This window comes from Halomonas sp. LMYGS-3 (assembly GCF_059509875.1).
Genome location: NZ_JCAKFQ010000022.1, coordinates 1 through 22,528 on the forward strand (window position 1 = coordinate 1; position 22,528 = coordinate 22,528).

The window sequence follows — 22,528 nt, forward strand, 5'->3', positions numbered from 1 at the left end:
TCGAATACATCGAGATGGAGTACAACAGCTGCCGGCTCCACTCGACCCTGGGCTACCAGACGCCGAGGGAGATTGAATTGGCAGCTGCGGCTTGAAAATGTGTCCGCTCTGGCTTGACCAGAACATTGCTGTCTCCTAGATCAATGTCGTAGCGCCCCTCGGCCTCCTGGAATACCCAGTCACGAATGCTGATGGTTTCCACCGTTACCGCCCCTTATGCGAATGACTGGTTATGCACTGCCAACCGATGTCGCACACTCCGATGATTCGGTGGCCCCGGCCTCGCCGGCACTAGCCTCGGTGAGATTTTCCTTGAAAGCGCCAGCGCGCAGGTCGAATTCATAGGAGTATGGCGTCGGCTTTAGCCCGGGCTCGATATTCAGGAGTTTCATAAGCGCCAGCATGGAGCCAAACGATGTGGCCATCAGGCAGGAGGCACTGAGGGAGGCGACCGATTTGGCCTCGAAATCCAGGCTCGGAGACTCTGTGTAGGCCTTGTACAGGCTGGACGGCGTGAGGCCCTGGCCGAACCGCACCAGCTGCTCTGTCTCGGACTGAGCGTCATTGATCCCGAAGAAGGACTCAAAGGTGATACCGTCGGGCTCGAAGACGTGCGCCGTCACCCCGAAGGCGACCGGACAGCAGATGATGACCGTGATCCCCTTGGCGCGTGCAGCCTTGTAGAGGAGCCGGCGCGGCGCCGCGACGAAAAAGTCCAGGGTATCGCATACCACGTCGACGCCCTCCAGGTACTCATCGATGTTGTCCTCTGAGAGGAAGTCGACCACCTGCACATCCATCTCGGGATTGATCGCTTTCAGCCGTTCAGAGAGCACTTGCGACTTCATCAGGCCGATGGTGTCGACGGTGCAGCCGAACTGGCGGTTCATGTTCTCGGGGCCGAAGGTGTCGGCATCCGCGATATTGATGGCCCCTACCCCCATACGCGCCAGACACTCAGCGTACGTGAAGCCGGTTCCCCCGCAGCCCGGGACAGCCACGCGCTTGCCCGCCAGGGCATCCAGCTCGGACTGCGACACAAGACCAATCATGCGGCTGAAGAGGATGTTGCGATCAAACTGAACCATTGCTGTTCACCTGTCCTATGGGTTTTGGATTATGACACTTCTGCTGCTGGTGACGGCTCACTCTTACCAACCACCTTTTTCTCGAAGTCGTCGCCATGCCATCGATCAGCCCAACGGGAAAAGGCAACGACGAAAATGTCTCGGTGGCCATCCTCTTCCACAGGCTCGATCTCGGAGACATAGTGGAACATGCGCCGGTCATCCAGCAGGGCTGCCTGGCCATCCAGCACAGTAGTCTTGAAGAAGGCCTCCCCCTCTCCCCCCACCGGGAGAAGGCTCATCTCGCCCCCTGTCACACGGTTCCGCCGGATGACGGCGATCATGACGTAATCATGCCCATCCTGATGGGGTCCCTCGGGGACCGTGACACCGACCAACTCCGAAGTCGTGATCACACGGTACTGGTGTACGTTGATCTGCCACTCGTCAGACGTATCGAGAGGGATCGACTTGGCGCCCGCGTCGATAAAAGGTGTGAAGTCCACTTCTAGAGGCTCATAGTAGCGCTTTATCCCACCGGCCACCTTGTTGTACTTCGGAAAGGTCATGTACGGGCGGTGCGGCAGCAGATGGAACTTCCACGCCTCGCCAGAGAAACTCATCTTATATTGAGAGAACCGGCGGTACCGGTTGCCATTCCCGATATAAGGGTCCGCCACAAGCCTGTTGAAACTTTCTATCAATTCCTCCCCAATTTCGGGGAGATCAATGATAGCGTATCCGCCCTCATTTAGAGCCATAATGCATCTCCATGAAACTCGGAATTCTATTATACAGATGCAGCTTCGCGATTCGTCTCGAAGTGCTTCAATAGCTGATCCAGATACCGAGAGGATGTACTCAAGCGAATGGCGGCACCAAGGGCGATATCCCGGCCAATTGCCGGATCTTCATCGACGAGAGGCGCAACGACATGGTTAAACCACCCATTTGCATGCTGCGTATCGATCACGATGTGCAGATCGTGATATTCGATACCGACCTCGGGGAGTTCATTGCGCCGCCAAGCTTTCACGACATGCTTGAACCGTCTTGGCGCAAGGTACTCAGTGACGCCGAAATAGCCGACTGCTTTGAAGTAGTGGCGCCGTGACAAGGCGAGGCATGCCGACAGGTTCCCCTGAACCAGAGCCTCAGGAAGCATCTCGTTTTTAATCCGCTGCGCACTGATGCCCAAGGAATACAGAGCAGACTGGAACAGATGAGAGTGCACTTTTTCAGGCTCTCCATTCCCCATCTCGTCCCAATAGTTCTGACCGAGCTCGAGCTTCTGATCGACAGGCAGGCCGATCTGCATGAGCGCCAGGATGTCGTCGAGGCGGGGGTCCAGGCTGGATTCCTGGATCAGATAGAATGCCAGGTCATCGGCATCTGCATGCTCTGAGATGTAGTCGTTGTATACGGGGTGAACACTAGATTTATGGCTGGAAATCAGTTTTTTAAGCCATTTCACATACTCCTTGCCATTGCGAGGATACGCCGCGAGACTGGACTCCGGAATCAAGCTGATTTCGTAGTCGAGCACTGCCTTTTCCAATACAGAGGCAATATCCCTAAGTATTGGCTGAATCTCGGCATCAATCTTGTCAACGGCAGCAGTTGAGAAGTCAAGATGGTAAATGGCTGCGAGGCATTTATGCACTTTCTCGTGGGCCTTCCAATCACCCTCCTGAAAAGCTGCGTCTGCTAGCTTCCTGCTACTCTCGTTCAGCTTTTTCCTTAACCTGAAGTTGTTATTGAAGTCCTCCCAGTCCTTCGGTGGGAGACACACGCTTTTTTCAATCCAATCCGGAATGTCGTCACTCAGCTGTATCATTTACCCTCCTCCAGCGTTTATCGAAAAATTCCGCAACAAAGCAGGATCAAGCCAGTGCAACAGCGCTATAGTTCCTGCTGGACAAGCTTTGTGTTATTTCAGGCGACTCTTTCGCCAGGCGCTGATTTATATGGGCATACGCCATCTGGATTTTGTCAGCTTCTTCTTCAAAGAATATTGCATCTTCTGGGCACTCGGGCTCGCATACGCCACAATCGATGCAAGTATCTGGACAGATGACGAGCATATCCCTTGCTTCTCGGAACGCATCAACTGGGCATACATCCACGCAATCCGTGTGCTTGCAGTTGACACATTCTTCTCCTACCACATACGCCATGTGCATCCCCCATTTATTCTGACAGCAACCTACCTGATGGGTAAGGTGCTGCACTTGCTCATTGAGGCCGCCCGCTCTCCGCAACTGATTTACCCAGCCTATAGATAAGTATTCGCTTATTCGATGGGTGATATCTCCTCCATGTGTACGTCATTGCATTAATGACGTATGGTCAATAGATGAGTGAAGTGTAATCCATAGCTTATGCAGGGAGTGGCCGATATCCTACAGAGCCAATCCCAGGATCCACCGCGGTTGATGGGCTCCGCCGCTCGAGGCCCCAGCAGGCACACAAAATCGGCAGGGGCGAATACTTCCCGGGATGTCGACGCCAGAGCTATAAGCCCGTAAAGGAGGCGCGGGTCTGTTCTTAGACAACCTTCATAGGTATTTACAAGGCAAGCCGGTCCGAGCGACATCTTCCTCTACCATCCGCCATGGCAATGCTGCACCGGCGGAAGGCTTAAATCTGTAAACCCACCATGTTGTTCACGGAAAGTTCGCCAGCAAAGGTCTTCAACCAGAAAATCCGGAGAAGTCAGCGGCAGTTTCCATCCGCTGGTAAGAGAATATCAACCAGATATTCCGGATGCCATAATTTGATCAGAAAGTCGAGGCGCTCGTAACCACCAAGGGGAACCGGCAAATTCCGCATTCGCTGTCGATGTGGATATCGATGATGGCTCTACCTCATGTGGTGGCAAGGTCGTGACTGGCTGACGGGGGATATCGGCGGACCATGCCGAAAAAGCGGGCCATCCTGTATAATCCGGGCAAGTCACTACTTTCGATGAATATCGGTAGATGAACAGTTCCTTGGATACCAGACCGGTAACGGCTTCCCTCGACGATCCCTTCTACTACCTGACGAACTTCCGCTTCGTGCTGGGCTGGGTGGCCGAGCGCCATGCCGACCTGCTGGGCGACCCCGAGCGTGCCTTCGTGACGGCCTTCGAAGCCCTGCCGCGGGCCGCCCGGGCGCTGCTGGTGCGCATGGTGATGCGCAAGGGTGAGCATTTCCGCGCCTCGAAGCTCGTCTATGGCGAGATCGGCGACACGGCTGCGGCGCTCGCTCCCCTGATCGAGGCCGGCTGGGTCGAGGCCGACCCCGAGCTGTCCCTCGACGAACTGTTTCGCCAACTGCGCCTGGCCGAGCTGCGCCGGGCGCTCGCGGGCGAGATCGCCGCGGCCGGCCTCGCCGGCACCGTCGGCAAGGCGACCCTGTTCTCGACGCTGGCGCCGCGCCTCACCACACCACGCCGCCTGAGCGACTGGTGGCCCGGGGCGCCGGACCGCGTGGTACGGCTGACGGTAATGGAGACCTGCGACCGGCTGCGGCTGATGTTCTTCGGCAACCTGCGCCAGGACTGGGCCGAGTTCGTACTCGCCGAGCTCGGTGTGCAGCGCTTCGAACGGGTCGCCTTCCCGCCCGAATCGCGGGCCTTCCACCGCCGCGAGGAGGTCGACGCCTACCTGCGGCTGCACCGCCTGCGCGAGCGGCTGGCGGCCGGCGAACCGCCTGCCGTCCTCCACGCCGAACTGCCAGCGGTGCCCGGGGACAATGCCTGGCTCAGGGAGCGTCGAAGCCGGCTGCTGCTGCAGCTGGGGGTGGCGGCCGAGCGCGCCGGTGAGGGCGAGCGGGCGCTTGCCCTCTACGCCGAGGCCGGACCGGGCGAGCCGCGCATCCGTCGCCTGCGCCTGCTGGAGCGAATGGGAGCGCATGGCCGTGCCCATGAGCTCGCCGAGCGGGCTGCCGAGGAGCCGATCGGCGAGCCGGAGCACCAGGCGCTGGAGCGCCTGCGCCCGCGGCTGCGACGCCGCCTGGGACTGCCGCCACTGCCGCGAGCGCCCGTCCCCGTGCCCGAGCGCTGGGATCTCGCGCTGCCCGGCCCGGCGGTGAGCGTGGAACTCGCGGTACGCGACCACCTGCACCGTGACGAGGCGCCGGTGCACTACGTGGAGAACGCTCTCGTCGCCGGCCTGTTCGGCCTGCTGTGCTGGGACGCGCTCTTCGCGCCCCTGCCCGGCGCCTTCTTCCACCCCTTCCAGGCGGCCCCGGCGGACCTCGGCCGCGAGGACTTCGTCGCCCGGCGTCGGGCGCGCTTCGACGCCTGCCTCGCCCGGCTCGAGGATGGCAGTCACCGGCAGGCGATCCGGGCCGCCTGGCGCGAGAAACAGGGACTGGCCTCGACCTTCGTGCACTGGGGCGTGCTCACCGAACCGCTGCTCGAGCAGGCGCTCGCCGCTATCCCGGCGACCGACCTGCGCCTCTGCTTCGGGCGGCTGCTGGCCGATCTCAAGGCCAACCGTGCCGGCCTGCCCGACCTGATCCAGTTCCTGCCCGAGGGCGACGATGCCGGGCGCCGCTACCGGCTGATCGAGGTCAAGGGGCCCGGCGACCGCCTGCAGGACAACCAGCGGCGCTGGCTGGCCTTCCTCCAGGGGCACGGCATCCCCGTGGCGGTGTGTCATGTGGCCTGGCGGGCCGGTGGGGAGAACGAACCGTGAGCGAGCCGCCGCGCTATCGGGTGGCGGTCAGGGCGCTCTGCGACTTCACCGCCCGGGAGGGCGATCTCGACCACCGCTTCACCCCCTCGCCCAGCGCCCGGGAGGGAATCGCCGGGCATGCCCTGGTCGCCGGCCGCCGCGGCGAGTGCTTCGAAACCGAGCTGCCGCTGTCGGGCCGTGTCGATGGCCTGGTCGTCGGCGGCCGTGCCGACGGCTACGACCCGGTGGCCAATCGCCTCGAGGAAATCAAGACCCATCGCGGCGACCTGTCGCGCATGGCGGCCAACCAGCGCGCGCTGCACTGGGCCCAGGTGAGGGTCTACGGCGCCCTGCTGTGTGCCGAGCGGGGCCTCGCGGCGGTGACCCTGGCGCTGGTCTACCTGGAGATCGCCACCGGCCGGGAAACGGTGCTCACCGAGGAGGCCACGGCCGAGTCGCTGCAGGCCTTCTTCGAGGCCCAGTGCCGTCGCTTCCTGGCCTGGGCCGGGCAGGAAGCCGGCCACCGCATCCATCGCGATGCGGCCCTGCGCGCGCTGGTCTTTCCCCATGCCGCCTTCCGGCCCGGGCAGCGCGAGCTGGCGGAGAGTGTCTACAAGGCGGCGGCCACCGGGCGTTGCCTGCTGATCCAGGCGCCCACCGGCATCGGCAAGACCCTCGGCACGCTCTTCCCCATGCTCGCGGCCATGCCGCGCCAGGGGCTGGACCGGCTCGCCTTCCTGACCATGAAGACCCCGGGGCGGCGCCTGGCGCTGGAGGCCCTGGCCCGGTTGGGTACCACCGGGAGCGGGCAGGAGGGCCTGCCGCTGCGGGTGCTGGAGCTCGTCGCCCGGGACAAGGCCTGCGAACACCCCGACAGGGCGTGCCACGGCGAGTCCTGTCCGCTGGCATCGGGCTTCTACGACCGGTTGCCGGTGGCACGTGAGGCGGCGGTGGCGCGGGGCTGGCTCGACCGCGAGGCACTGCGCGAGGTGGCGCTGGCCCATGGCCTCTGCCCCTACTACCTGGGGCAGGAACTGGCCCGCTGGTGCGACGTGATCGTGGGCGACGTCAACCACTGGTTCGACGACCATGCCCTGCTCCACGGGCTGGCCCGGGCCGACGACTGGCGGCTCGGGCTGCTGGTGGACGAGGCCCACAATCTGGTGGAGCGGGCGCGGGGCATGTACAGCGCCGAGTTCGATCAGCAGCGGCTCAACCGGCTGCGCCGTTCGGGGCCGCCGGCGCTGGCCACCCCCCTGGGCCGGGTCGCCCGGCAGTGGCAGCAGGTGATTCGCGACGCGGGGGCGGCGGACGAGGGCGCCGACGGCCGGCCGAGCTATCGTATCCTGACGGCGCTGCCCGGGGGACTGGTGGGGGCCCTGCAACGGGCCGCCGCCGCCATCAGCGACCATCTGGCGGAGCATCCGGAGGCGGCGAGCGTCGAGCTGCAGGAGCTGCTGTTCGAGGCGCTGGCCTTCTGTCGGCTGGCCGAGCGGTTCGGCGACCACTCCCTGTGCGACCTGACGCGCCGCGGGCGAGGCCGGACACGGCTGGGTCTGCGCAACCTGGTACCCGCCGACTTCCTGGCCCCGCGCTTTGCCACGGCCCACTGTGCGGTGCTGTTCTCGGCGACCCTGAGCCCCGGCCACTACCACCGCGACCTGCTGGGCCTGCCGGACGAGAGCGTCTGGCAGGCGGTGGCCTCGCCCTTCGCCGCCGAGCAGCTCGAGGTGCGCATCCGTGGCGACATCTCGACCCGGCTGAACGACCGCGAGGCATCGCTCGAGCCCATCGTCGACGAGCTGGCCACGCAGTATCGGCGACGGCCGGGCCACTACCTGGCCTTCTTCAGCAGCTTCGCCTACCTGGAGGCGGTGCTGGCACGCTTTCGCCGGCAGCACCCGGACGTGCCCGCCTGGGCCCAGACCCGCGGCATGCGCGAGGCCGAGCGCGACGCCTTCCTGGCGCGTTTCCGGCCGGGCGGTCACGGCATCGGCTTCGCGGTGCTGGGCGGGGCCTTCGCCGAGGGCATCGACCTGCCCGGCGACCGGCTGATCGGCGCCTTCATCGCCACCCTGGGGCTGCCGCCCTTCGATCCATTCAACGAGGCGCTCAAGGCGCGGCTTCAGGCGCGCTTCGGCCGCGGCGACGACTACGCCTACCGCCTTCCCGGCCTGATCAAGGTGGTGCAGGCGGCCGGCCGGGTGATCCGTGGCCCCAAGGACCGCGGCACGCTGGTGCTGCTGGACGACCGCTTCGCCCGCCGCGAGGTGCGCACGCGGCTGCCGGCGTGGTGGCGGCTCGGCTGAGGGCGTGTCATGGGGTGCGGTCGGGCACTTCCTCCAGGCGGGTGGCGATGTCCTCGTCGGCCTCGTAGAGGGCCTCGAGCTCCCGGGCCGCCTCCTGGATGGTCTGGATCAGCTTCTTCTCGTTGCCGAACACCTCGAGCTGGCGCAGCAGCGCCTGCTCGTCGTGGGGCCGGAAGGTGTCGATGGTGTGCTGGGCCTGCTCCCGGGGGATGCCCAGGCCGACCAGGGCGTCGCGGGTCAGCTCCAGGCTGGCGGGCAGCAGTTCGCGCACGATGTGGGTGACCCCGGCGCGCATCAGCAGATGGGCATGGTAGCGGTTTCTGGCCCGCGCATAGAGCCTGAGGTGGGGAAACCGACGCTTGACCTGCTCGACGATGCGCATCGAGGCCTCGGGGTCGCCCACCGCCACCACCAGCACCTTGGCGCGGCCGGCGCCGGCGGCCTCGAGCAGGTCGATGCGCGAGGCGTCGCCGAAATGGACCTTGTTGCCGTAGCGGCGCACGAACTCGACCTGGTCGGCGTTGATGTCGAGCACGGTATAGGGGATCTTCAGCCCCTGCAGGGCGCGGCCCATGATCTGCCCGAAGCGGCCGAAGCCGGCGATCAGGATCTCCGGCGACTCGTCGGCGGGGCGGTCGTAGACCGGTTTCGTGCCACGGGGGGCGAACAGCCGGCGCAGGCCATGGACGTGCAACTGGAAGAGCAGCGGGGTGGTCGCCATGGAGAGCGAGATCACCAGGATCAGCAGGCTGACCAGGGCCTGGTCGAGCAGCGCCGCGGCGGCGGCCGTGGAGAGCAGCACGAAGCCGAACTCACCCCCCTGGGAGAGCAGGACGCCGAGGTTGGTGGCCTCCTTCCAACTGCTGCGATAGAGCCGGGCGGCGAGCATGACGGAGAGTGCCTTGAGCAGCACCAGGCCCAGGGTCAGGGCGAGGATCGTCAACGGCATCTCCGCCAGCAGCCCGATCTCGGCCATCATCCCCACGGCCATGAAGAACAGCCCCAGCAGCAGCCCGCGGAAGGGTTCGATATCGGCCTCGATGCTGTGGCGATACTCCGAGTCGGCCAGCAGCACCCCGGCGATGAAGGCGCCCAGCGCCATGGAGAGCCCGGCCAGCTCCATCAACAGCGCCGCCCCGATCACCACCAGCAGCGCGGTGCCGGCGAACACCTCGCGGCTGCGGGTGGCGGCGGCGTAGTGGAACAGCGGCCGCAGCAGGTAACGGCCGCCGACGATCAGCCCGGCGAAGGCGCCGGCGGCGAGGGCTACCTCGCGCAGCAGCGGCGTGACACCGTCGGCCATCAGCGCATCGGCGGCGAGGATGGGGATCGCCGCCAGCACCGGGATCGCCGCCAGGTCCTGAAACAGCAGCAGGGCGAAGCCGTGACGACCGTGGCGCGTCTGCAGTTCCTTGCGCTCGCCGAGCAGGTGCAATACCAGCGGCGTGGAACAGAGCCCCAGGCTGAAGCCCACCACCAGGGCGGCGGCCGGCGGCAGCCCGAGCCAGCCGGCGGTCAGGGCGAGCACAGCGGTGGTGACGGCCACCTGCAGGCTGCCGAAACCGAACACCGCCTTGCGCATCACCCTGAGGCGGGCGGGCTTGAGTTCCAGCCCGATCACGAACAGCAGGAAGACGATGCCCACCTGGGAGAACTGCAGCACCCCCTCGGCGTCCGGCACCAGGGCCAGCACCGAGGGCCCGATGACCACCCCGGCGGCCAGGTAGCCGAGCACCTCGCCGAGCCCCAGGCGCTTGAAGATCGGCACGATCAGTACCGCCGCGGCGAGGAAGATCAGTACATTGAGCAGCAGTCCGATGGCCAAGGGCGACTCCTTGCGGGTGGCGGGGGGAACCCCCATTCTACCGATCAGGGGCTTGTCTTGGACAAGCAAGCCGCGGGCCAACCTGGCAGTCGTCCCCCGGGAACGTGCAGCGGGATGCCGGGGTCCGATAGCCTGAACGCCCCGTGCGGTCACGTCGCCGGCGGGCCGAAAGGGCCGAGAAGAGGAGAGCGCCATGCGACTCAATGCCGACTTTTCCCGACGGGCGGTGGTGACCCCCGACGCCTATCGCTGGGTGGCTTCACCCACGCCCGGCGTGGAGCGGATGATGCTGGATCGCATCGGCGAGGAAGTGGCCCGCGCGACCTCGCTGGTTCGCTATGCGCCGAACAGCCATTTTCCCCGCCACGAGCACGGTGGCGGCGAGGAGATCCTGGTCCTGACAGGCGCGTTCGCCGACGAGCACGGCCGCTATCCGGCGGGCAGCTACCTGCGCAACCCCATCGGTACCGCCCATGCGCCGAAGGTCGGCGCCGAGGGTGCGACCCTCTTCGTCAAGCTGCACCAGTTCTCGCCGGCCGACACCGAGCGGAAGGTCGTCGACACCCACACGCTCGCCTGGCGGCCGGGCGGGGAGCGCGGTGTCGAGGTGCTGCCCCTGCACGATTTCGGGGACGAGCGCGTCGTGCTGGAGCGCTGGGAGCCGAGCGTTCGCCTCGCCCCCCGGGAATATCGGGGTGGTGCGGAGATCCTGGTGCTGGCGGGTGACTTCCACGACGAGCATGGCCGCTACCCGGCCGGCAGCTGGCTGCGCTGCCCCCCCGGCAGCCGGCACGCGCCCGTCAGCGGGGCGGAGGGGGCCCGCGTCTATGTCAAGACGGGGCACCTGGCCCCCGCCGAGCGCGGCTAGAGACTAGGCAGCAGCAGCCAGGTCCCGCCGGCGATCAGCAGCAGGCCGGCACCGTACCCGAGCCAATGCCCCCTGGGCAGGGTCTTCTCCAGCAACACGAGCAGCGCCAGCCCGGCGATCCAGTACAGGTTCATCACCCCGCCGAAGAACAGCAGCAGCATCAGGAACCAGCAACATCCCAGGCAGTAGGCACCATGCTCCAGGCCCATGATCAGCGCCCCCCGTCGCCCGGAGCGCCAGTGGGAGGCGAGATACATCACCGGGTGGCGGCAGTGCCGCAAGCAGGTGCGCTTGAGTGGCGTGAGCTGATACAGGCCGGCGGCGACCAGCACGCCTGCGCCCAACAGCTGGCTGTCGATGACCATCCCCGGTGCCATCAACCCGGTGCGCACCAGGGCCCATTGCAGGACGGTGGCCGCGAGGCCGAAACCACCCCATGCCAGCACATACCCCAGGGTGAAGTTCGTGGTCGGCACGTGACGATTGCCGGCCTTGCGCTGCCGCGCATTCACCGCGGCAAACAGCAGGATCATGGGGGTGGCACTGGGCAGCATCATGGCGATCATCATGATCCACCACATGATGAACATCACCGCTCCGTAACCGGCCGACCAGGTCTCGGTCGGTGCCATGTCGCCCATCGCTGTCGCCATCCCGCTCATCCGGGTCATGTCGAGCGCCGACATGCCTGTGCCCGCGCCGGCCAGCAGATACGCCCAGCTCGCGGCGATCACCGCAACCAGCAGGGCCAGGACCACCCACTGGTCGCGGCGCAGGAGCTTCTCCACGGTTCTATCCAGTTCCATGACCCGTTCCTCCCGGCCAGGCGCGAGGGGCATGCGCCCGGCCTTCTCCGGAGACACCGCCCCCGTCCTGCCCTGGGCACGGGCGGGGTCGGTTCACGCTGCACTCAGGCATGCACGACACCCTGTGGTGTCCAGGTGACGCGGGCGAAGTGGGCATGACCCGCGGTCCATTCGAGCGGGATGCGCGCCTCGTGGGTCTTGACCGAGCTGCTGCCATACTCGGCCTCGTGATATTCGAAGCCCTCCGGCAGGGTGACCCGGGCCCGGTGGGGGTCACCGGTCACGGGGTTGCGGATCGGCTCACCGGTGGCCTCGATGAGGTCGGGAATGGCGATACGGCCGGTGCGCGCCTCCACGTCCGTCTGGAGGTCGATGGGCGTCACGAGGGGCTCGTAGTAGGTGTCGATCACATGGCTGAACACATTGAAGATGGTGGCGCCGGGCTCGGTTTCCTCGCCCTTGAAGAGCGCCGTCAGCGCCCGGCGCTGATCCTCCGTCGTGCGTTCGTCCAGGACCAGCTGCGCCTGCCCCCCGCCTTCATGAATGGGGCCCGGCCAGGCGAGCAGGCCGACGAACACCGTCCCATCGAGTGGTGTATCACCGAAGTGGCCGCGTTCGATGCGTATTCCGACCGCAGCCCGGCAATCGCCGTGGGTCGGCAGGGCATTGAACTGGCACGGACAGCTGAAATCGCAGTTGCAGGTCGTGAAGTCGATGGCCTCGATCTTCCAGTCTACGGGTGACATCTCGTCCTCCTGCGCCCTTGGGCGGCTCGGCAGTGCGATGAAGGCATCGCGGGTGGATGACATGGCCGGCGTCCCTGTCACCATCTTTAAGTCTGGAACATGTTGGCAGGGAGGGTAAGGGCCGAACTCATCACAACCGGTCCGTTTGACTCAGGGGGGGCGTCGAGAAAGGCTGGCGCCGGGGCGCATGACGGCCCGCAATTGTGGGGGGCCATGGGGATATGCTATCCATGGCCGGTCAACCCATGGAACTGCAAAGGAGCCTGCGTATGGGTATCGAAGTGACCGGCCTGCTGGGCCTGATCTGGTTGATCATCGTGGTCTGGGCCATCGTCAAGGTGGCGAAGAGCTCGGCGGGGCCAGTGGCCAAGCTGCTGTGGATCCTGATTCTGCTGTTCTTCCCGTTGATCGGGCTCATCGTCTGGCTGTTGCTGGGGCCCAAGGGGTAGCGCTTCCGCGGGCTTCTTCCTTTCGGGGAGGAACGGCTTGTCGAGGTGTCGAGGCGCTGGCCATCAATGTCCCTCTCGTGCCTGCCCCTCGTCGGCCGCGATCTGCTCCAGGGTGCGCCCCGAGAAGACGGATTCTGGCTCGGTGATGGTAGGGTCGTGCCGAACGTCCGCCGCGTCGTCGTCCAGCTTGACCAGCAGCCAATCCTTGCCCTGCGCGATCCGCGTGCGGATCAGGGCATAGCCGCCACGCAGCTTCTCGCCCTCCAGCCAGACAGTGGCGTGGCCGTCGGCGAGCTGCTCGACGACCGAGGGCGGATCCTTGCCTTCCTTCAGGTTACGGTAGTGGCCCCGGTCCCAGATAAGCACGGTGCCGGCGCCGTACTCGCCTGCGGGGATCACGCCCTCGAAGTTGGCATAGGCCAGCGGGTGATCCTTGGTGGGAATGGCCAGGCGCTTGACTCGCGGATCGGTGGAGGGCCCCTTGGGCACCGCCCAGGACTTCAGCACGCCGTCGACCTCGAGGCGGAAATCGTAGTGCCGGGTGGAGGCATCGTGAAGCTGGATGACGAAGATCGGCTCGCCGTCGTGCTGCTCGCGGCGGGCATCGTGCTTTCGCCGGGGGCGTTCGAGGGTGTCGTGGTGCTTGGTCATGGGAGAGGCGCTCGACCGAGACCTGTCGACTAGTCTAGGAGATCGTCCCGGGGCTCGCCCCGGTCGCACTTCACGCACTCGAGGGCCAGGCCGAGCCGTGAGCGACGGCCCGCCTCGCTGGTCACCCAAGGGCGTTCGGTCCAGGGTGGCTGGTGGCGGACGTGCTGGTGGTGGCCGCAGGCCAGCTCCGCCACCCAGTGACCCTCCTCGTCGCGGTGGTAGCCGACGATGGGCTGGCGCATGGTGAGGCTGGAGGGTCAGCGCTGGGGTGGGGCCTTGTAGTGGCCGGGCACCTTGATCCGCTCGCCGTTGGGTAGCCGGCGTACATGAGTGGGGACATAGATCCGCTTGATGACGCTCTTCTCCATGGAAGGCTCCTCTCCGTCACTTGTGAAAAGGCAGGACTCCTGCGAGCCGATCGGGATTTTCGAAGACGCTGATAGTCTGGGCACGAGAGCGGCGGTCTGGCAATACTCCCTCCGGGATAGGCTGGCCGGCCTGACGAGGCTTCCTGCCTGCCCCGGGGAGTGGGCGCCGTGCTGGCGCCCCGCCTCCTCCCGTCCGGGACCCTCACGGGAGGAGGCAACGGGCGGGGATGGCCCGGTCTCAGTGGTAGTGGCTCACCAGCCGGGTGAAGCGTACCGGCGGGCTGTACGCCTCGCCCTCGGGCGCGCGCTCCGGGGCCGGCCGGACCCGCCAGCCGCGCGAGCTTGCCCACTCCTTGAGCTCCCGGTAGTTGAGCAGCGGATACTCCCGCGAGTAGGGGTTGGGGGACGACGAGGGGAAGGCGAAGGCCACATGGGGGTAGTGGGCCAGGGCATCTTCGCTGTCGTGGGCGGCCAGCGCCCGATCCAGGGCGGACTGCCACGCCCGGGAGTCGCGAGGTGCTGCTACGGAACGAGTTGCATGCATCGGATTGCCCTCCGTTGATCTGCTTTTTCCGGGGCCATGAAAAACGCCCCGCCCGGCGTGGCCGGACAGGGCGTCATCATTGGGGGCGGCGGGATCGGCCCGAAGCGTTCGGGAGCCGTGGACCCGCCTGCAGGAGGCCGGTGGACGCCGGCGGCCTGCCGGGGCCGTGCGTCGAGAATCGGGGCTTGGTGGTCGACCATCACGAGCCTCCTGATGTCACGCCGGGGAGCGGCTCCCCGGCCGGGTCTTCGCTCAATCCCAGCTCAGCGCGCCGCCGACCTGGTACTCGGTGACGCGGGTCTCGAAGAAGTTCTTCTCCTTGCGCAGGTCGATGATCTCGCTCATCCACGGGAAGGGGTTCTGCGCCCCGGGGAACTGCTCCTTGAGGCCGATCTGGGCCAGGCGGCGGTTGCAGATGAAGTGCAGGTACTCCTCCATGATCGCCGCGTTCATGCCCAGCACGCCGCGGGGCATGGTGTCCCTGGCGTAGGCGATCTCGAGCTCGGTGCCCTCGAGGATCATCTGGGTGACCTCGTCCTGGAACTCGGGCGTCCACAGGTGCGGATTCTCGATCTTGATCTGGTTGATCATGTCGACGCCGAAGTTCAGGTGCATCGACTCGTCGCGCAGGATGTACTGGAACTGCTCGGCGACCCCGGTCATCTTGTTGCGCCGGCCCATGGAGAGGATCTGGCTGAAGCCACAGTAGAAGAAGATGCCCTCGGTGACGCAGTAGAAGGCCACCAGGTTGCGCAGCAGCTCCTGGTCGGTCTCGGGGGTGCCGGTGTTGAAGTCGGGGCGTGCCAGCGACTGGGTATGCTTGAGGCTCCAGGCGGACTTGGCGGCCACCGACGGCACCTCGCGGTACATGTTGAAGACCGCGCCTTCGTCCATGCTCAGCGACTCCACGCAGTACTGGTAGGCGTGGGTGTGGATCGCCTCCTCGAAGGCCTGGCGCAGCAGGTACTGGCGGCACTCGGGGTTGGTGATCAGGCGGTAGAGCGCCAGCACCAGGTTGTTGGCGACCAGCGAGTCGGCGGTGGAGAAGTAGCCCAGGCTGCGCTCGACGATGCGCCGCTCGTCCGCGGTGAGGCCATCCTGGCTCTTCCACAGCGCGATATCGGCGTTCATGTTCACTTCCTGGGGCATCCAGTGGTTGGCGCTGCCGTCCAGGTACTTCTGCCAGGCCCACTCATACTTGAACGGCACCAGTTGGTTGAGGTCGGCGCGCGCGTTGATCATCTGCTTGTCGTCGACCTCGATGCGCGCCGCGCCCATCTCCAGCTCTTCCAGGCCGGCGGCCACGTCGAGCTCCTCGAGCGACTTGCGGGCGCGTTCGAGGCGGCCGTTCTCCAGGGCCTGGTAGTGGCCGCGGCTCTCCTTGACCTCGGGGGGGGCCGCGGACGGCGCGACGGTGGGTTGCGGCTTGGCCTCGGGGGCCGGTGCCGGCTGGCTCGGTCGTTCGGCGACGGAGGTCTCGTCCTCGTGGAATTCGTCCCAGTTCAGCATGAGTCGTCCTGTTCTTCGCTGATGGCGTCAACGCATGACGCCGGTGGCTATATATTGGCTTCGGGCTTCGGGCTTCGGGCTTCGGGCTTCGGGCTTCGGGCTTCGGGCTTCGGGCTTCGGGCTTCGGGCTTCGGGCTTCGGGCTTCGAGCCATTGGCGGCTCGCTGCCCGAAGCCCGGGGCCGGCGCGGAGCGCCGTTACTGACAGGCCTCGCAGCCCAGTTCGTCGATATCGCCGGCGGAGGGCGGGCGCTGGCCGCCCTTGCCGGTCAGGAAGTCCTCGATGCCCCGTGGCTCGGCGGGCGTCGGGCTCGGCTCGGGCGCCGGGGCCCCGCCATTGCTCACCGCGTTGAGGGTGCCGCGGTCGACGGTGGATTTCTCCACCGAGGTGGCCCCCAGGGCGCGCAGGTAGTAGGTGGTCTTGAGGCCACGGAACCACGCCATGCGGTAGGTCACGTCGAGCTTCTTGCCGGAGACGCCCTGGATGTAGAGGTTCAGCGACTGGGCCTGGTCGATCCACTTCTGGCGCCGGGCGGCGGCCTCCACCAGCCACTTGGGCTCCACCTCGAAGGCGGTGGCGTACTTGGCCTTGAGGTCGTCGGGGATGCGCTCGATGGGCTGGGCCGAGCCGTCGTAGTACTTGAGGTCGTTGATCATCACCTCGTCCCACAGGCCGCGTTCCTTGAGATCATTCACCATCTGGGCGTTGACCACGGTGAACTCGCCGGAGAGGTTCGACTTCACGTAGAGGTTCTGGTAGGTCGGCTCGATCGACTGGGTCACGCCACAGATGTTGGAGATGGTGGCGGTGGGGGCGATGGCCATCACGTTGGAATTGCGCATGCCCTGGCCGGCGATCTTGTCACGCAGGCGGTCCCAGTCCTGGGTGGCGGAGGTGTCGACCTCGATGTACTTCTCGCCGCGTTCGGCCTTGAGCCTCTCGATGGAGTCGATGGGCAGCACGCCCTGGCTCCACAGCGAACCCTCGAAGCTCTGGTAGCGGCCGCGCTCGGCGGCGAGGTCGCTCGAGGCCTCGATGGCGTGGAAGCTGACCAGCTCCATGGAGCGGTCGGCGAATTCCACGGCTGCTTCCGAGGCGTAAGCGATGTCCTGGGCATAGAGGGCATCCTGGAAGCCCATGATGCCGAGCCCCACCGGGCGGTGCTGGAAGTTGGAGTTCTTCGCCTGGGGCACCGCGTAGTAGTTGATGTCGATGACGTTGTCGAGCATGCGCACGGCGGTGCGCACGGTCTTTCTCAGCTTGTCGCCGTCGATCTCGCCGCCGACGATGTGCTGGGCCAGGTTGACCGAGCCGAGGTTGCACACCGCGATCTCGTCGGCACTGGTGTTCAGGGTGATCTCGGTGCACAGGTTGGAGGAGTGCACCACCCCGGCATGCTGCTGGGGGCTGCGCAGGTTGCAGGGGTCCTTGAAGGTGATCCAGGGGTGGCCGGTCTCGAACAGCATCGAGAGCATCTTGCGCCACAGGTCCTTGGCCTTGACCCGCTTGTAGAGCTTGAGCTGGCCGGTACGGGTCATCTCCTCGTACTCGGCATAGCGCTGCTCGAAGGCGGCGCCGTAGAGGTCGTGGAGGTCGGGGCAGGTGGCCGGCGAGAAGAGCGTCCACTCCTGGTCGTCGAAGACGCGCTTCATGAACAGGTCCGGCACCCAGTTGGCGGTGTTCATGTCGTGGGTACGGCGGCGGTCGTCGCCGGTGTTCTTGCGCAGTTCGAGGAATTCCTCGATGTCCAGGTGCCAGGTCTCGAGGTAGGCGCACACCGCCCCCTTGCGCTTGCCGCCCTGGTTGACCGCCACGGCGGTGTCGTTGACCACCTTGAGGAAGGGCACCACGCCCTGCGACTTGCCGTTGGTGCCCTTGATGTAGGAGCCCAGGGCGCGCACCGGCGTCCAGTCGTTGCCCAGCCCCCCGGCCCACTTGGAGAGCAGGGCGTTGTCGCGGATCGCACTGTAGATGCTGTCGAGATCGTCGGGTACGGTGGTCAGGTAGCAGCTCGAGAGCTGGCTGCGCACGGTGCCCGCGTTGAACAGGGTCGGCGTGGAGGCCATGTAGTCGAAGCTGGACAGCAGCTCGTAGAACTCGATGGCCCGCGCCTCGCGGTCGTCCTCGTTGAGCGCCAGGCCCATGGCGACGCGCATGAACATCACCTGGGGCAGCTCGTAGCGCACCTCGTCCCGGTGGATGAAGTAGCGGTCGTAGAGGGTCTGCAGGCCCAGGTAGGTGAACGCCAGGTCGCGGCTGTGATCGAGTGCCGCGCCGAGACGCTCGAGGTCGAACTCGGCGAGCCGCGGGTCGAGCTGCTCGAACTCGATGCCGCGGGCCACGTAGGCCTTGAAGGCGGGGGCGTAGAGCTCGGCCATCTCCTGGTAGGTGGCCTCCTCGGCCACGCCGAGGAACGACAGCGCCTCGCGGCGCAGGTTGTCCTGCAGCAGGCGGGCGGTGACGTAGGTGTAGTTGGGCTCCTTCTCCACCAGGGTGCGGGCGGTCATCATCAGCGCCTGGGAGACGCCGTCGATGGTGACGCCGTCGTAGAGGTTCTTCAGGGAGTCCTCGACGATCTTGCCCGGCTCGACGTTGGCCAGGTCCTCGCAGGCGTCGAACACCAGAGTCTCGACCCGGCCCAGGTCCAGCGGACGGGTGCTGCCGTCGGCCAGGGTCACGTTCAGCGTCGGGTGCGGCTTCTCGATATCGCCGGCGGCGGCACGGGCGCGGGCGTGCTCCTCGCGGTAGAGTACGTAGGCGCGGGCAACCTTCTGCTCGCCGGCGCGCATCAGGGCCAGCTCGACCTGGTCCTGGATGTCCTCGATGTGCAGGGTGCCGCCGTCGGGCATGCGGCGCAGAAAGGCCTGGGCGATGGCCTCCGACGAGTGCCGGACGAAGTCGCGCACCCGCGAGGAGGTGGCGGCGTTGTCGCCCTCCACGGCGATGAACGCCTTGCTCATGGCCACGGCGATCTTGCCGGCATCGAAGGGCACCACGTCGCCGGTACGCTTGATGACGCGCAGGGTGCGGGGTGCAGTGACGGAGACGGATGTCTGATCCGGGGTTGCGGTGGTATCCATGGCGCCGAAGAGTCCCTGTCTGAGAGTCGAAAAACACGCGAGTGAAGCCGCTGTTGACAGCGGGTGAAGCGGTTGCTATGGCACAGTATATGGTGTGCGTGCCGTGACGAAACACAAGATAGTGTGCTTTTGTGGTCCCATCAAGTGGATAAGTTGTGGATGGCCTGTGACCATCCGGCGGGAGTTTCACGACGGCCTGTCAGGCCGCGTGGTTGGGCCTTCCGTCCCCGACTCAGCGGGTTTCGTGAAGGCGAAATCGTGGTTTTCGGGTATCCTTTAGCCAGTGGCGGTAGGCGACTCCTCTTCGGGTGGCTTGCCGTACCCGATCACCAGCCCATCAGGATGGATACAGAGGATGGATGACAGCTTGGAACCCCAGGAACAGGATCATGTGCTGATCATCGAGGACGATGAGCGGCTGGCCGGGCTGACCCGTGACTATCTGGAGGCCAACGGTTTCCGGGTCACGCTGGAGGCCGACGGTGCACGAGGCGTCGAGCAGATCCTGGCACTGCAGCCGGATCTGGTGATTCTGGATCTGATGCTACCCGGCGAGGATGGCCTGTCGATCTGCCGCCGCGTGCGCGCCGACTACCCTGGCCCGATCCTGATGCTCACCGCGCGTACCGACGACATGGACCAGGTGCTGGGCCTGGAGATGGGCGCCGACGACTACGTGCCCAAGCCGGTGCAGCCGCGGGTGCTGCTGGCGCGCATGCGCGCCCTGCTGCGGCGTACCGATCCCAGCGAGCCGGGGGGCGAGACGCGGCTGGCCTTCGGCAACCTCGAGATCGACAGCGCCACTCGTGAGGCCTGGCTGGAGGGCGAGCGCATCGACCTGACCAGTGCCGAGTTCGATCTGCTGTGGCTGCTGGCCAGCAATGCCGGCCGGGTGCTCACCCGCGAGGAGATCTTCTCCCAGCTGCGTGGCATCAAGTACGACGGCCAGGACCGCTCCATCGACGTGCGTGTCTCGCGGATCCGCCCCAAGATCGGCGACGACCCCAACCAGCCGCACCGCATCAAGACGGTGCGCAGCAAGGGCTACCTCTTCGTCAGGGACAGTTGATCCATGCGTCGAGCGCTGGGCGACAGCACCTTCCTGCGCGTCTATGTGTTGCTGGCACTGGCGCTGTTGTTGACCTTCGGCCTGGCGCTGCTGGGCCTGGCCATGGTCGACCAGGTGCGTCGTGAGCACCATCGCGAGCAGCTCGCCGACCCCCCCATGCGCCTGCTGGTCGAGAAACTCGCGATGTTGCCCCAGGAGGAGCGGGAGGCGTGGCTGGATCACCGCGCCGAGCGCCTCGACATGACCCCGACCCTCTATCCCGTCGACACCCTCATGCTGAACTACTTCGACCGCACCCGGCTCGAGAACGGCCGGGTACTGGTCACCTCCCGGGGCGAGCATGGCTGGCGTCTGCAGCGGCTGCTGCCCGGCGGCGATTGGCTGCTGGAGATCGATCTGGCGGGCTTGAGCGAGCAACAGCTGCGCGGACTCGCCGAACTGTTCGGCGATTGGCTGACCGAGGTGCAGGGAGCCGAACGCCAGCAGCGCCTGGCGCGGGTCTCCGGCGCGGGCATTCCGGTGACCCTGACCGACCAGGCGCCGGAAGGGCTGGATGCCCGTCAGCTGTCGCGGCTGGCCGAAGGCGAGGTGGTGATTCGCCTGTTGCCGGGACGCTGGTCCATCACGATCTATCTGGAGTTGACGGATGCCGGCAACGAGGCACGCTGGCTCGCCATCGGACCGGTGCAGGCCTTCGAGCCGATGCCCGGGGCGCTGCAGTTACTGCTGCTGCTGATCCTGCTCGGCGTGCTGGCCGTGATCATCTACCTCATCGTGCGCGGCGTGGAAGCGCGCATGGCGCGCCTCGAGCTGGCCGCCACGCGCATCGCCGGCGGCCGCCTCGACACCCGGGTCAAGGTCGAGAGCGGCGATTTCCTGGGGCGGCTGGGCATGGCCTTCAATGGCATGGCCACCCAGGTGCAGTCGCTGCTGCGCGCCCAGCAGGACATGATTCGCGCGGTTTCCCATGAGCTGCGCACCCCGGTGGCGCGCATCCGCTTCGCCGTGCAGATGGTCGAGGACATGACCGATGATCCGGCGATCCGCCGTCAGCTCGAGGGCATCGATGGCGATATCGAGGAGCTCGACGGGCTGATCGACGAGATCCTCACCTACGCGCGGCTGGGCAACGAGTCGGTCAACAGCATGGAACTCGAGACCTCGCTGGTCGACTGCCGGGCCATGGCCAACCGGGTGATCGAGGCCCTGAGACCGCTGCACGGCCACCTGCGCCTCGAGCTGGCCGAGGGGCCCGAGGTAGAGATCGATGCCGAACCCCGTTACCTGCAGCGGGCATTGCAGAACCTGGTGGCCAACGCCTGCCGGCATGCCCGCAGCCGGGTGCTGATCCGCCTGCATTCCGAGCCGCACCTGGTGCGTATGGACGTGGAGGACGACGGCCCCGGGGTGCCCGCCTCGGAGCGCCTGGAGGTCTTCAAGCCCTTCGCCCGCCTCGACGACAGCCGCACCCGCAGCTCCGGGGGCTACGGCCTGGGGCTCTCCATCGTGCAGAAGGTGATGACCTGGCACGGGGGCAGCGTCGCGGTCGACGACAGCCCGCAACTGGGCGGTGCCCGTTTCACCCTGTTGCTGCCGCGTCGCCCCGTCACGCCGGCTTGATGCCCTCGAGTACCGCGAACGACGTTTCCCGGGCGGTGCGCAGGAAGTCCTCCATCCAGGGGGCGTCACGGCTCTCCTCGCGAATCGCCGCGAACAGCGTGCTCCACACTCCCTTCTCGCCGAGCGCCACGGCGCTCACGTAGCTGCGCTCCAGGTACTCGGTCAGTGCCCAGTTGGGCAGGGCGCAGACCCCCCGGCCGCTGGCCACCAGCTGCATCATCATGATCGTCAGCTCGGCGGTGCGGACTTCCTTGGGCCTCACCCCCACGGGGTCGAGGAACTGGGTGAAGACGTCCAGCCGCGAATGCTCCACCGGGTAGGTGATCAGGGTCTCCTCGGCGAGGTCCTCGGGGCGCACGAAGGATTTGCTCGCCAGGGGGTGTTGGCGGGCCACCGCGAGCAGCCCCTCGTAGCGGAACAACGGCTCGTAGAATATTCCCGCCAGTGGCTGGGGATCGGCGGTGATCACCAGATCGAGCTGCTCCCGGGCCAGGGCCGGCAGCGGGTCGAAGTGGTGACCGCCGGGAATGTCGATCTCGACTTCCGGCCAGTGGTCTCGGAAGTGATCGATGGTGGGCATCAGCCACTGAAAGCAGCTGTGGCATTCGATGGCCATGTGCAGGCGACCCTGCTCGTTCCCGGCCAGGCGGGCCAGGTCGCGCTCGGCCATGCGCACCTGGGGCAGCACCTGCTCGGCCAGGGCGAGCAGCCGCTGTCCGGCCCGGGTGAACTCCACCGGGCGGGTCTTGCGCACGAACAGCGGGGTGCCCAGGCGCTCCTCCAGGTCCTTGATCTGGTGAGACAGGGCCGACTGGGTCAGGTGCACGCGCTCGGCGGCCTCGACCAGGGAGCCGGCGTCGCGCAGGGCGACGAGGGTGCGCAGATGGCGGAGCTCGAGCATATGAGTGAACCAATTTCATCTTCAAGATTAGGAAGTTTAGTTTGATTCACTAG

General features: G+C 66.1%; 19 protein-coding genes. 7 read left to right on the forward strand and 12 right to left on the reverse strand.

Features of this window, described 5'->3' with window-relative positions:
• Nucleotides 1–230: 230 nt before the first annotated feature.
• The 3 genes from AC5W54_RS17030 to AC5W54_RS17040 are packed head-to-tail and all read right to left on the reverse strand — an operon-like array spanning nucleotide 231 to nucleotide 2,904.
• A complete protein-coding gene (locus AC5W54_RS17030) occupies nucleotides 231–1,088 on the reverse strand; it encodes a ThiF family adenylyltransferase (RefSeq protein ID WP_495963292.1) in 858 nt (285 codons plus the stop codon).
• A 29-nt stretch (nucleotides 1,089–1,117) separates the two neighbouring features.
• Nucleotides 1,118–1,828, reverse strand: coding sequence for a 2OG-Fe dioxygenase family protein (locus AC5W54_RS17035; protein ID WP_495963293.1), 711 nt, complete (start codon nucleotides 1,826–1,828; stop codon nucleotides 1,118–1,120).
• 29 nt (nucleotides 1,829–1,857) lie between these two features.
• Nucleotides 1,858–2,904, reverse strand: coding sequence for an iron-containing redox enzyme family protein (locus AC5W54_RS17040; RefSeq protein WP_495963294.1), 1,047 nt, complete (start codon nucleotides 2,902–2,904; stop codon nucleotides 1,858–1,860).
• Between AC5W54_RS17040 and AC5W54_RS17045 the strand changes: the two genes are divergently transcribed.
• The 3 genes from AC5W54_RS17045 to AC5W54_RS17055 all read left to right on the forward strand — a co-directional run bounded on the left by AC5W54_RS17045 (nucleotide 2,882) and on the right by AC5W54_RS17055 (nucleotide 8,040).
• On the forward strand, nucleotides 2,882–3,352 hold the full coding sequence (locus AC5W54_RS17045) for a hypothetical protein (protein WP_495963295.1): 471 nt from the start codon (nucleotides 2,882–2,884) through the stop codon (nucleotides 3,350–3,352). The genes AC5W54_RS17040 and AC5W54_RS17045 overlap by 23 nt on opposite strands.
• A gap of 696 nt (nucleotides 3,353–4,048) precedes the next feature.
• Complete coding sequence (locus AC5W54_RS17050) at nucleotides 4,049–5,752, forward strand: VRR-NUC domain-containing protein (protein ID WP_495963296.1); 1,704 nt, start codon at nucleotides 4,049–4,051, stop codon at nucleotides 5,750–5,752.
• On the forward strand, nucleotides 5,749–8,040 hold the full coding sequence (locus AC5W54_RS17055; protein WP_495963297.1) for an ATP-dependent DNA helicase: 2,292 nt from the start codon (nucleotides 5,749–5,751) through the stop codon (nucleotides 8,038–8,040). The genes AC5W54_RS17050 and AC5W54_RS17055 overlap by 4 nt, the downstream gene beginning before the upstream one ends.
• A gap of 7 nt (nucleotides 8,041–8,047) precedes the next feature.
• Here AC5W54_RS17055 and AC5W54_RS17060 read toward each other — a convergent pair whose 3' ends face one another.
• Nucleotides 8,048–9,865, reverse strand: coding sequence for a monovalent cation:proton antiporter-2 (CPA2) family protein (locus tag AC5W54_RS17060; protein WP_495963298.1), 1,818 nt, complete (start codon nucleotides 9,863–9,865; stop codon nucleotides 8,048–8,050).
• A 193-nt stretch (nucleotides 9,866–10,058) separates the two neighbouring features.
• Between AC5W54_RS17060 and AC5W54_RS17065 the strand changes: the two genes are divergently transcribed.
• Nucleotides 10,059–10,733: a cupin domain-containing protein gene (locus AC5W54_RS17065; RefSeq protein ID WP_495963299.1), complete on the forward strand. Its 675-nt coding sequence runs from the start codon at nucleotides 10,059–10,061 to the stop codon at nucleotides 10,731–10,733.
• Here the strand turns inward: AC5W54_RS17065 and AC5W54_RS17070 are convergent.
• Together AC5W54_RS17070 and AC5W54_RS17075 are read right to left on the reverse strand one after the other, a co-directional pair.
• Nucleotides 10,730–11,539 (reverse strand): DUF2182 domain-containing protein, encoded by an 810-nt coding sequence (locus AC5W54_RS17070; RefSeq protein WP_495963300.1) that lies wholly within the window; start codon nucleotides 11,537–11,539, stop codon nucleotides 10,730–10,732. The two genes, AC5W54_RS17065 and AC5W54_RS17070, sit on opposite strands and share 4 nt — an antisense overlap.
• 104 nt (nucleotides 11,540–11,643) lie before the next feature.
• The gene (locus AC5W54_RS17075; RefSeq protein ID WP_495963301.1) at nucleotides 11,644–12,285 is read right to left on the reverse strand and encodes a DUF1326 domain-containing protein; all 642 of its coding nucleotides are present in this window, start codon (nucleotides 12,283–12,285) and stop codon (nucleotides 11,644–11,646) included.
• Nucleotides 12,286–12,554: 269 nt separating this feature from the next.
• Here AC5W54_RS17075 and AC5W54_RS17080 point away from each other — a divergent pair, with 269 nt between their 5' ends.
• Complete coding sequence (locus AC5W54_RS17080; protein ID WP_495963302.1) at nucleotides 12,555–12,734, forward strand: PLDc N-terminal domain-containing protein; 180 nt, start codon at nucleotides 12,555–12,557, stop codon at nucleotides 12,732–12,734.
• A gap of 63 nt (nucleotides 12,735–12,797) precedes the next feature.
• Here AC5W54_RS17080 and AC5W54_RS17085 read toward each other — a convergent pair whose 3' ends face one another.
• The 5 genes from AC5W54_RS17085 to AC5W54_RS17105 form a co-directional block, all read right to left on the reverse strand.
• Nucleotides 12,798–13,385, reverse strand: a complete 588-nt coding sequence (locus AC5W54_RS17085; RefSeq protein ID WP_495963303.1) for a DNA polymerase ligase N-terminal domain-containing protein — start codon at nucleotides 13,383–13,385, stop codon at nucleotides 12,798–12,800.
• Between the two features lie 29 nt (nucleotides 13,386–13,414).
• Nucleotides 13,415–13,627, reverse strand: coding sequence for a DUF3565 domain-containing protein (locus AC5W54_RS17090; protein WP_495963304.1), 213 nt, complete (start codon nucleotides 13,625–13,627; stop codon nucleotides 13,415–13,417).
• 364 nt (nucleotides 13,628–13,991) lie between these two features.
• Complete coding sequence (locus tag AC5W54_RS17095) at nucleotides 13,992–14,297, reverse strand: hypothetical protein (RefSeq protein ID WP_495963305.1); 306 nt, start codon at nucleotides 14,295–14,297, stop codon at nucleotides 13,992–13,994.
• A 252-nt stretch (nucleotides 14,298–14,549) separates the two neighbouring features.
• Complete coding sequence (locus tag AC5W54_RS17100; RefSeq protein WP_495963306.1) at nucleotides 14,550–15,806, reverse strand: ribonucleotide-diphosphate reductase subunit beta; 1,257 nt, start codon at nucleotides 15,804–15,806, stop codon at nucleotides 14,550–14,552.
• Nucleotides 15,807–16,002: 196 nt separating this feature from the next.
• Nucleotides 16,003–18,885 carry a ribonucleoside-diphosphate reductase subunit alpha gene (locus tag AC5W54_RS17105; protein ID WP_495963307.1) on the reverse strand — a complete coding sequence of 961 codons (2,883 nt, stop codon included), beginning with the start codon at nucleotides 18,883–18,885 and terminating at the stop codon, nucleotides 16,003–16,005.
• A 355-nt stretch (nucleotides 18,886–19,240) separates the two neighbouring features.
• On the opposite strand from AC5W54_RS17105, the gene AC5W54_RS17110 reads away from it, so the two are divergent.
• Nucleotides 19,241–19,954 (forward strand): winged helix-turn-helix domain-containing protein, encoded by a 714-nt coding sequence (locus AC5W54_RS17110; RefSeq protein WP_110282716.1) that lies wholly within the window; start codon nucleotides 19,241–19,243, stop codon nucleotides 19,952–19,954.
• 3 nt (nucleotides 19,955–19,957) lie between these two features.
• A complete protein-coding gene (locus tag AC5W54_RS17115; RefSeq protein WP_495963308.1) occupies nucleotides 19,958–21,574 on the forward strand; it encodes an ATP-binding protein in 1,617 nt (538 codons plus the stop codon).
• On the opposite strand, the gene AC5W54_RS17120 is transcribed toward AC5W54_RS17115, so the two are convergent.
• Nucleotides 21,561–22,475, reverse strand: coding sequence for a LysR family transcriptional regulator (locus AC5W54_RS17120; protein ID WP_495963309.1), 915 nt, complete (start codon nucleotides 22,473–22,475; stop codon nucleotides 21,561–21,563). The genes AC5W54_RS17115 and AC5W54_RS17120 overlap by 14 nt on opposite strands.
• Between the last annotated feature and the right edge of the window lie 53 nt (nucleotides 22,476–22,528).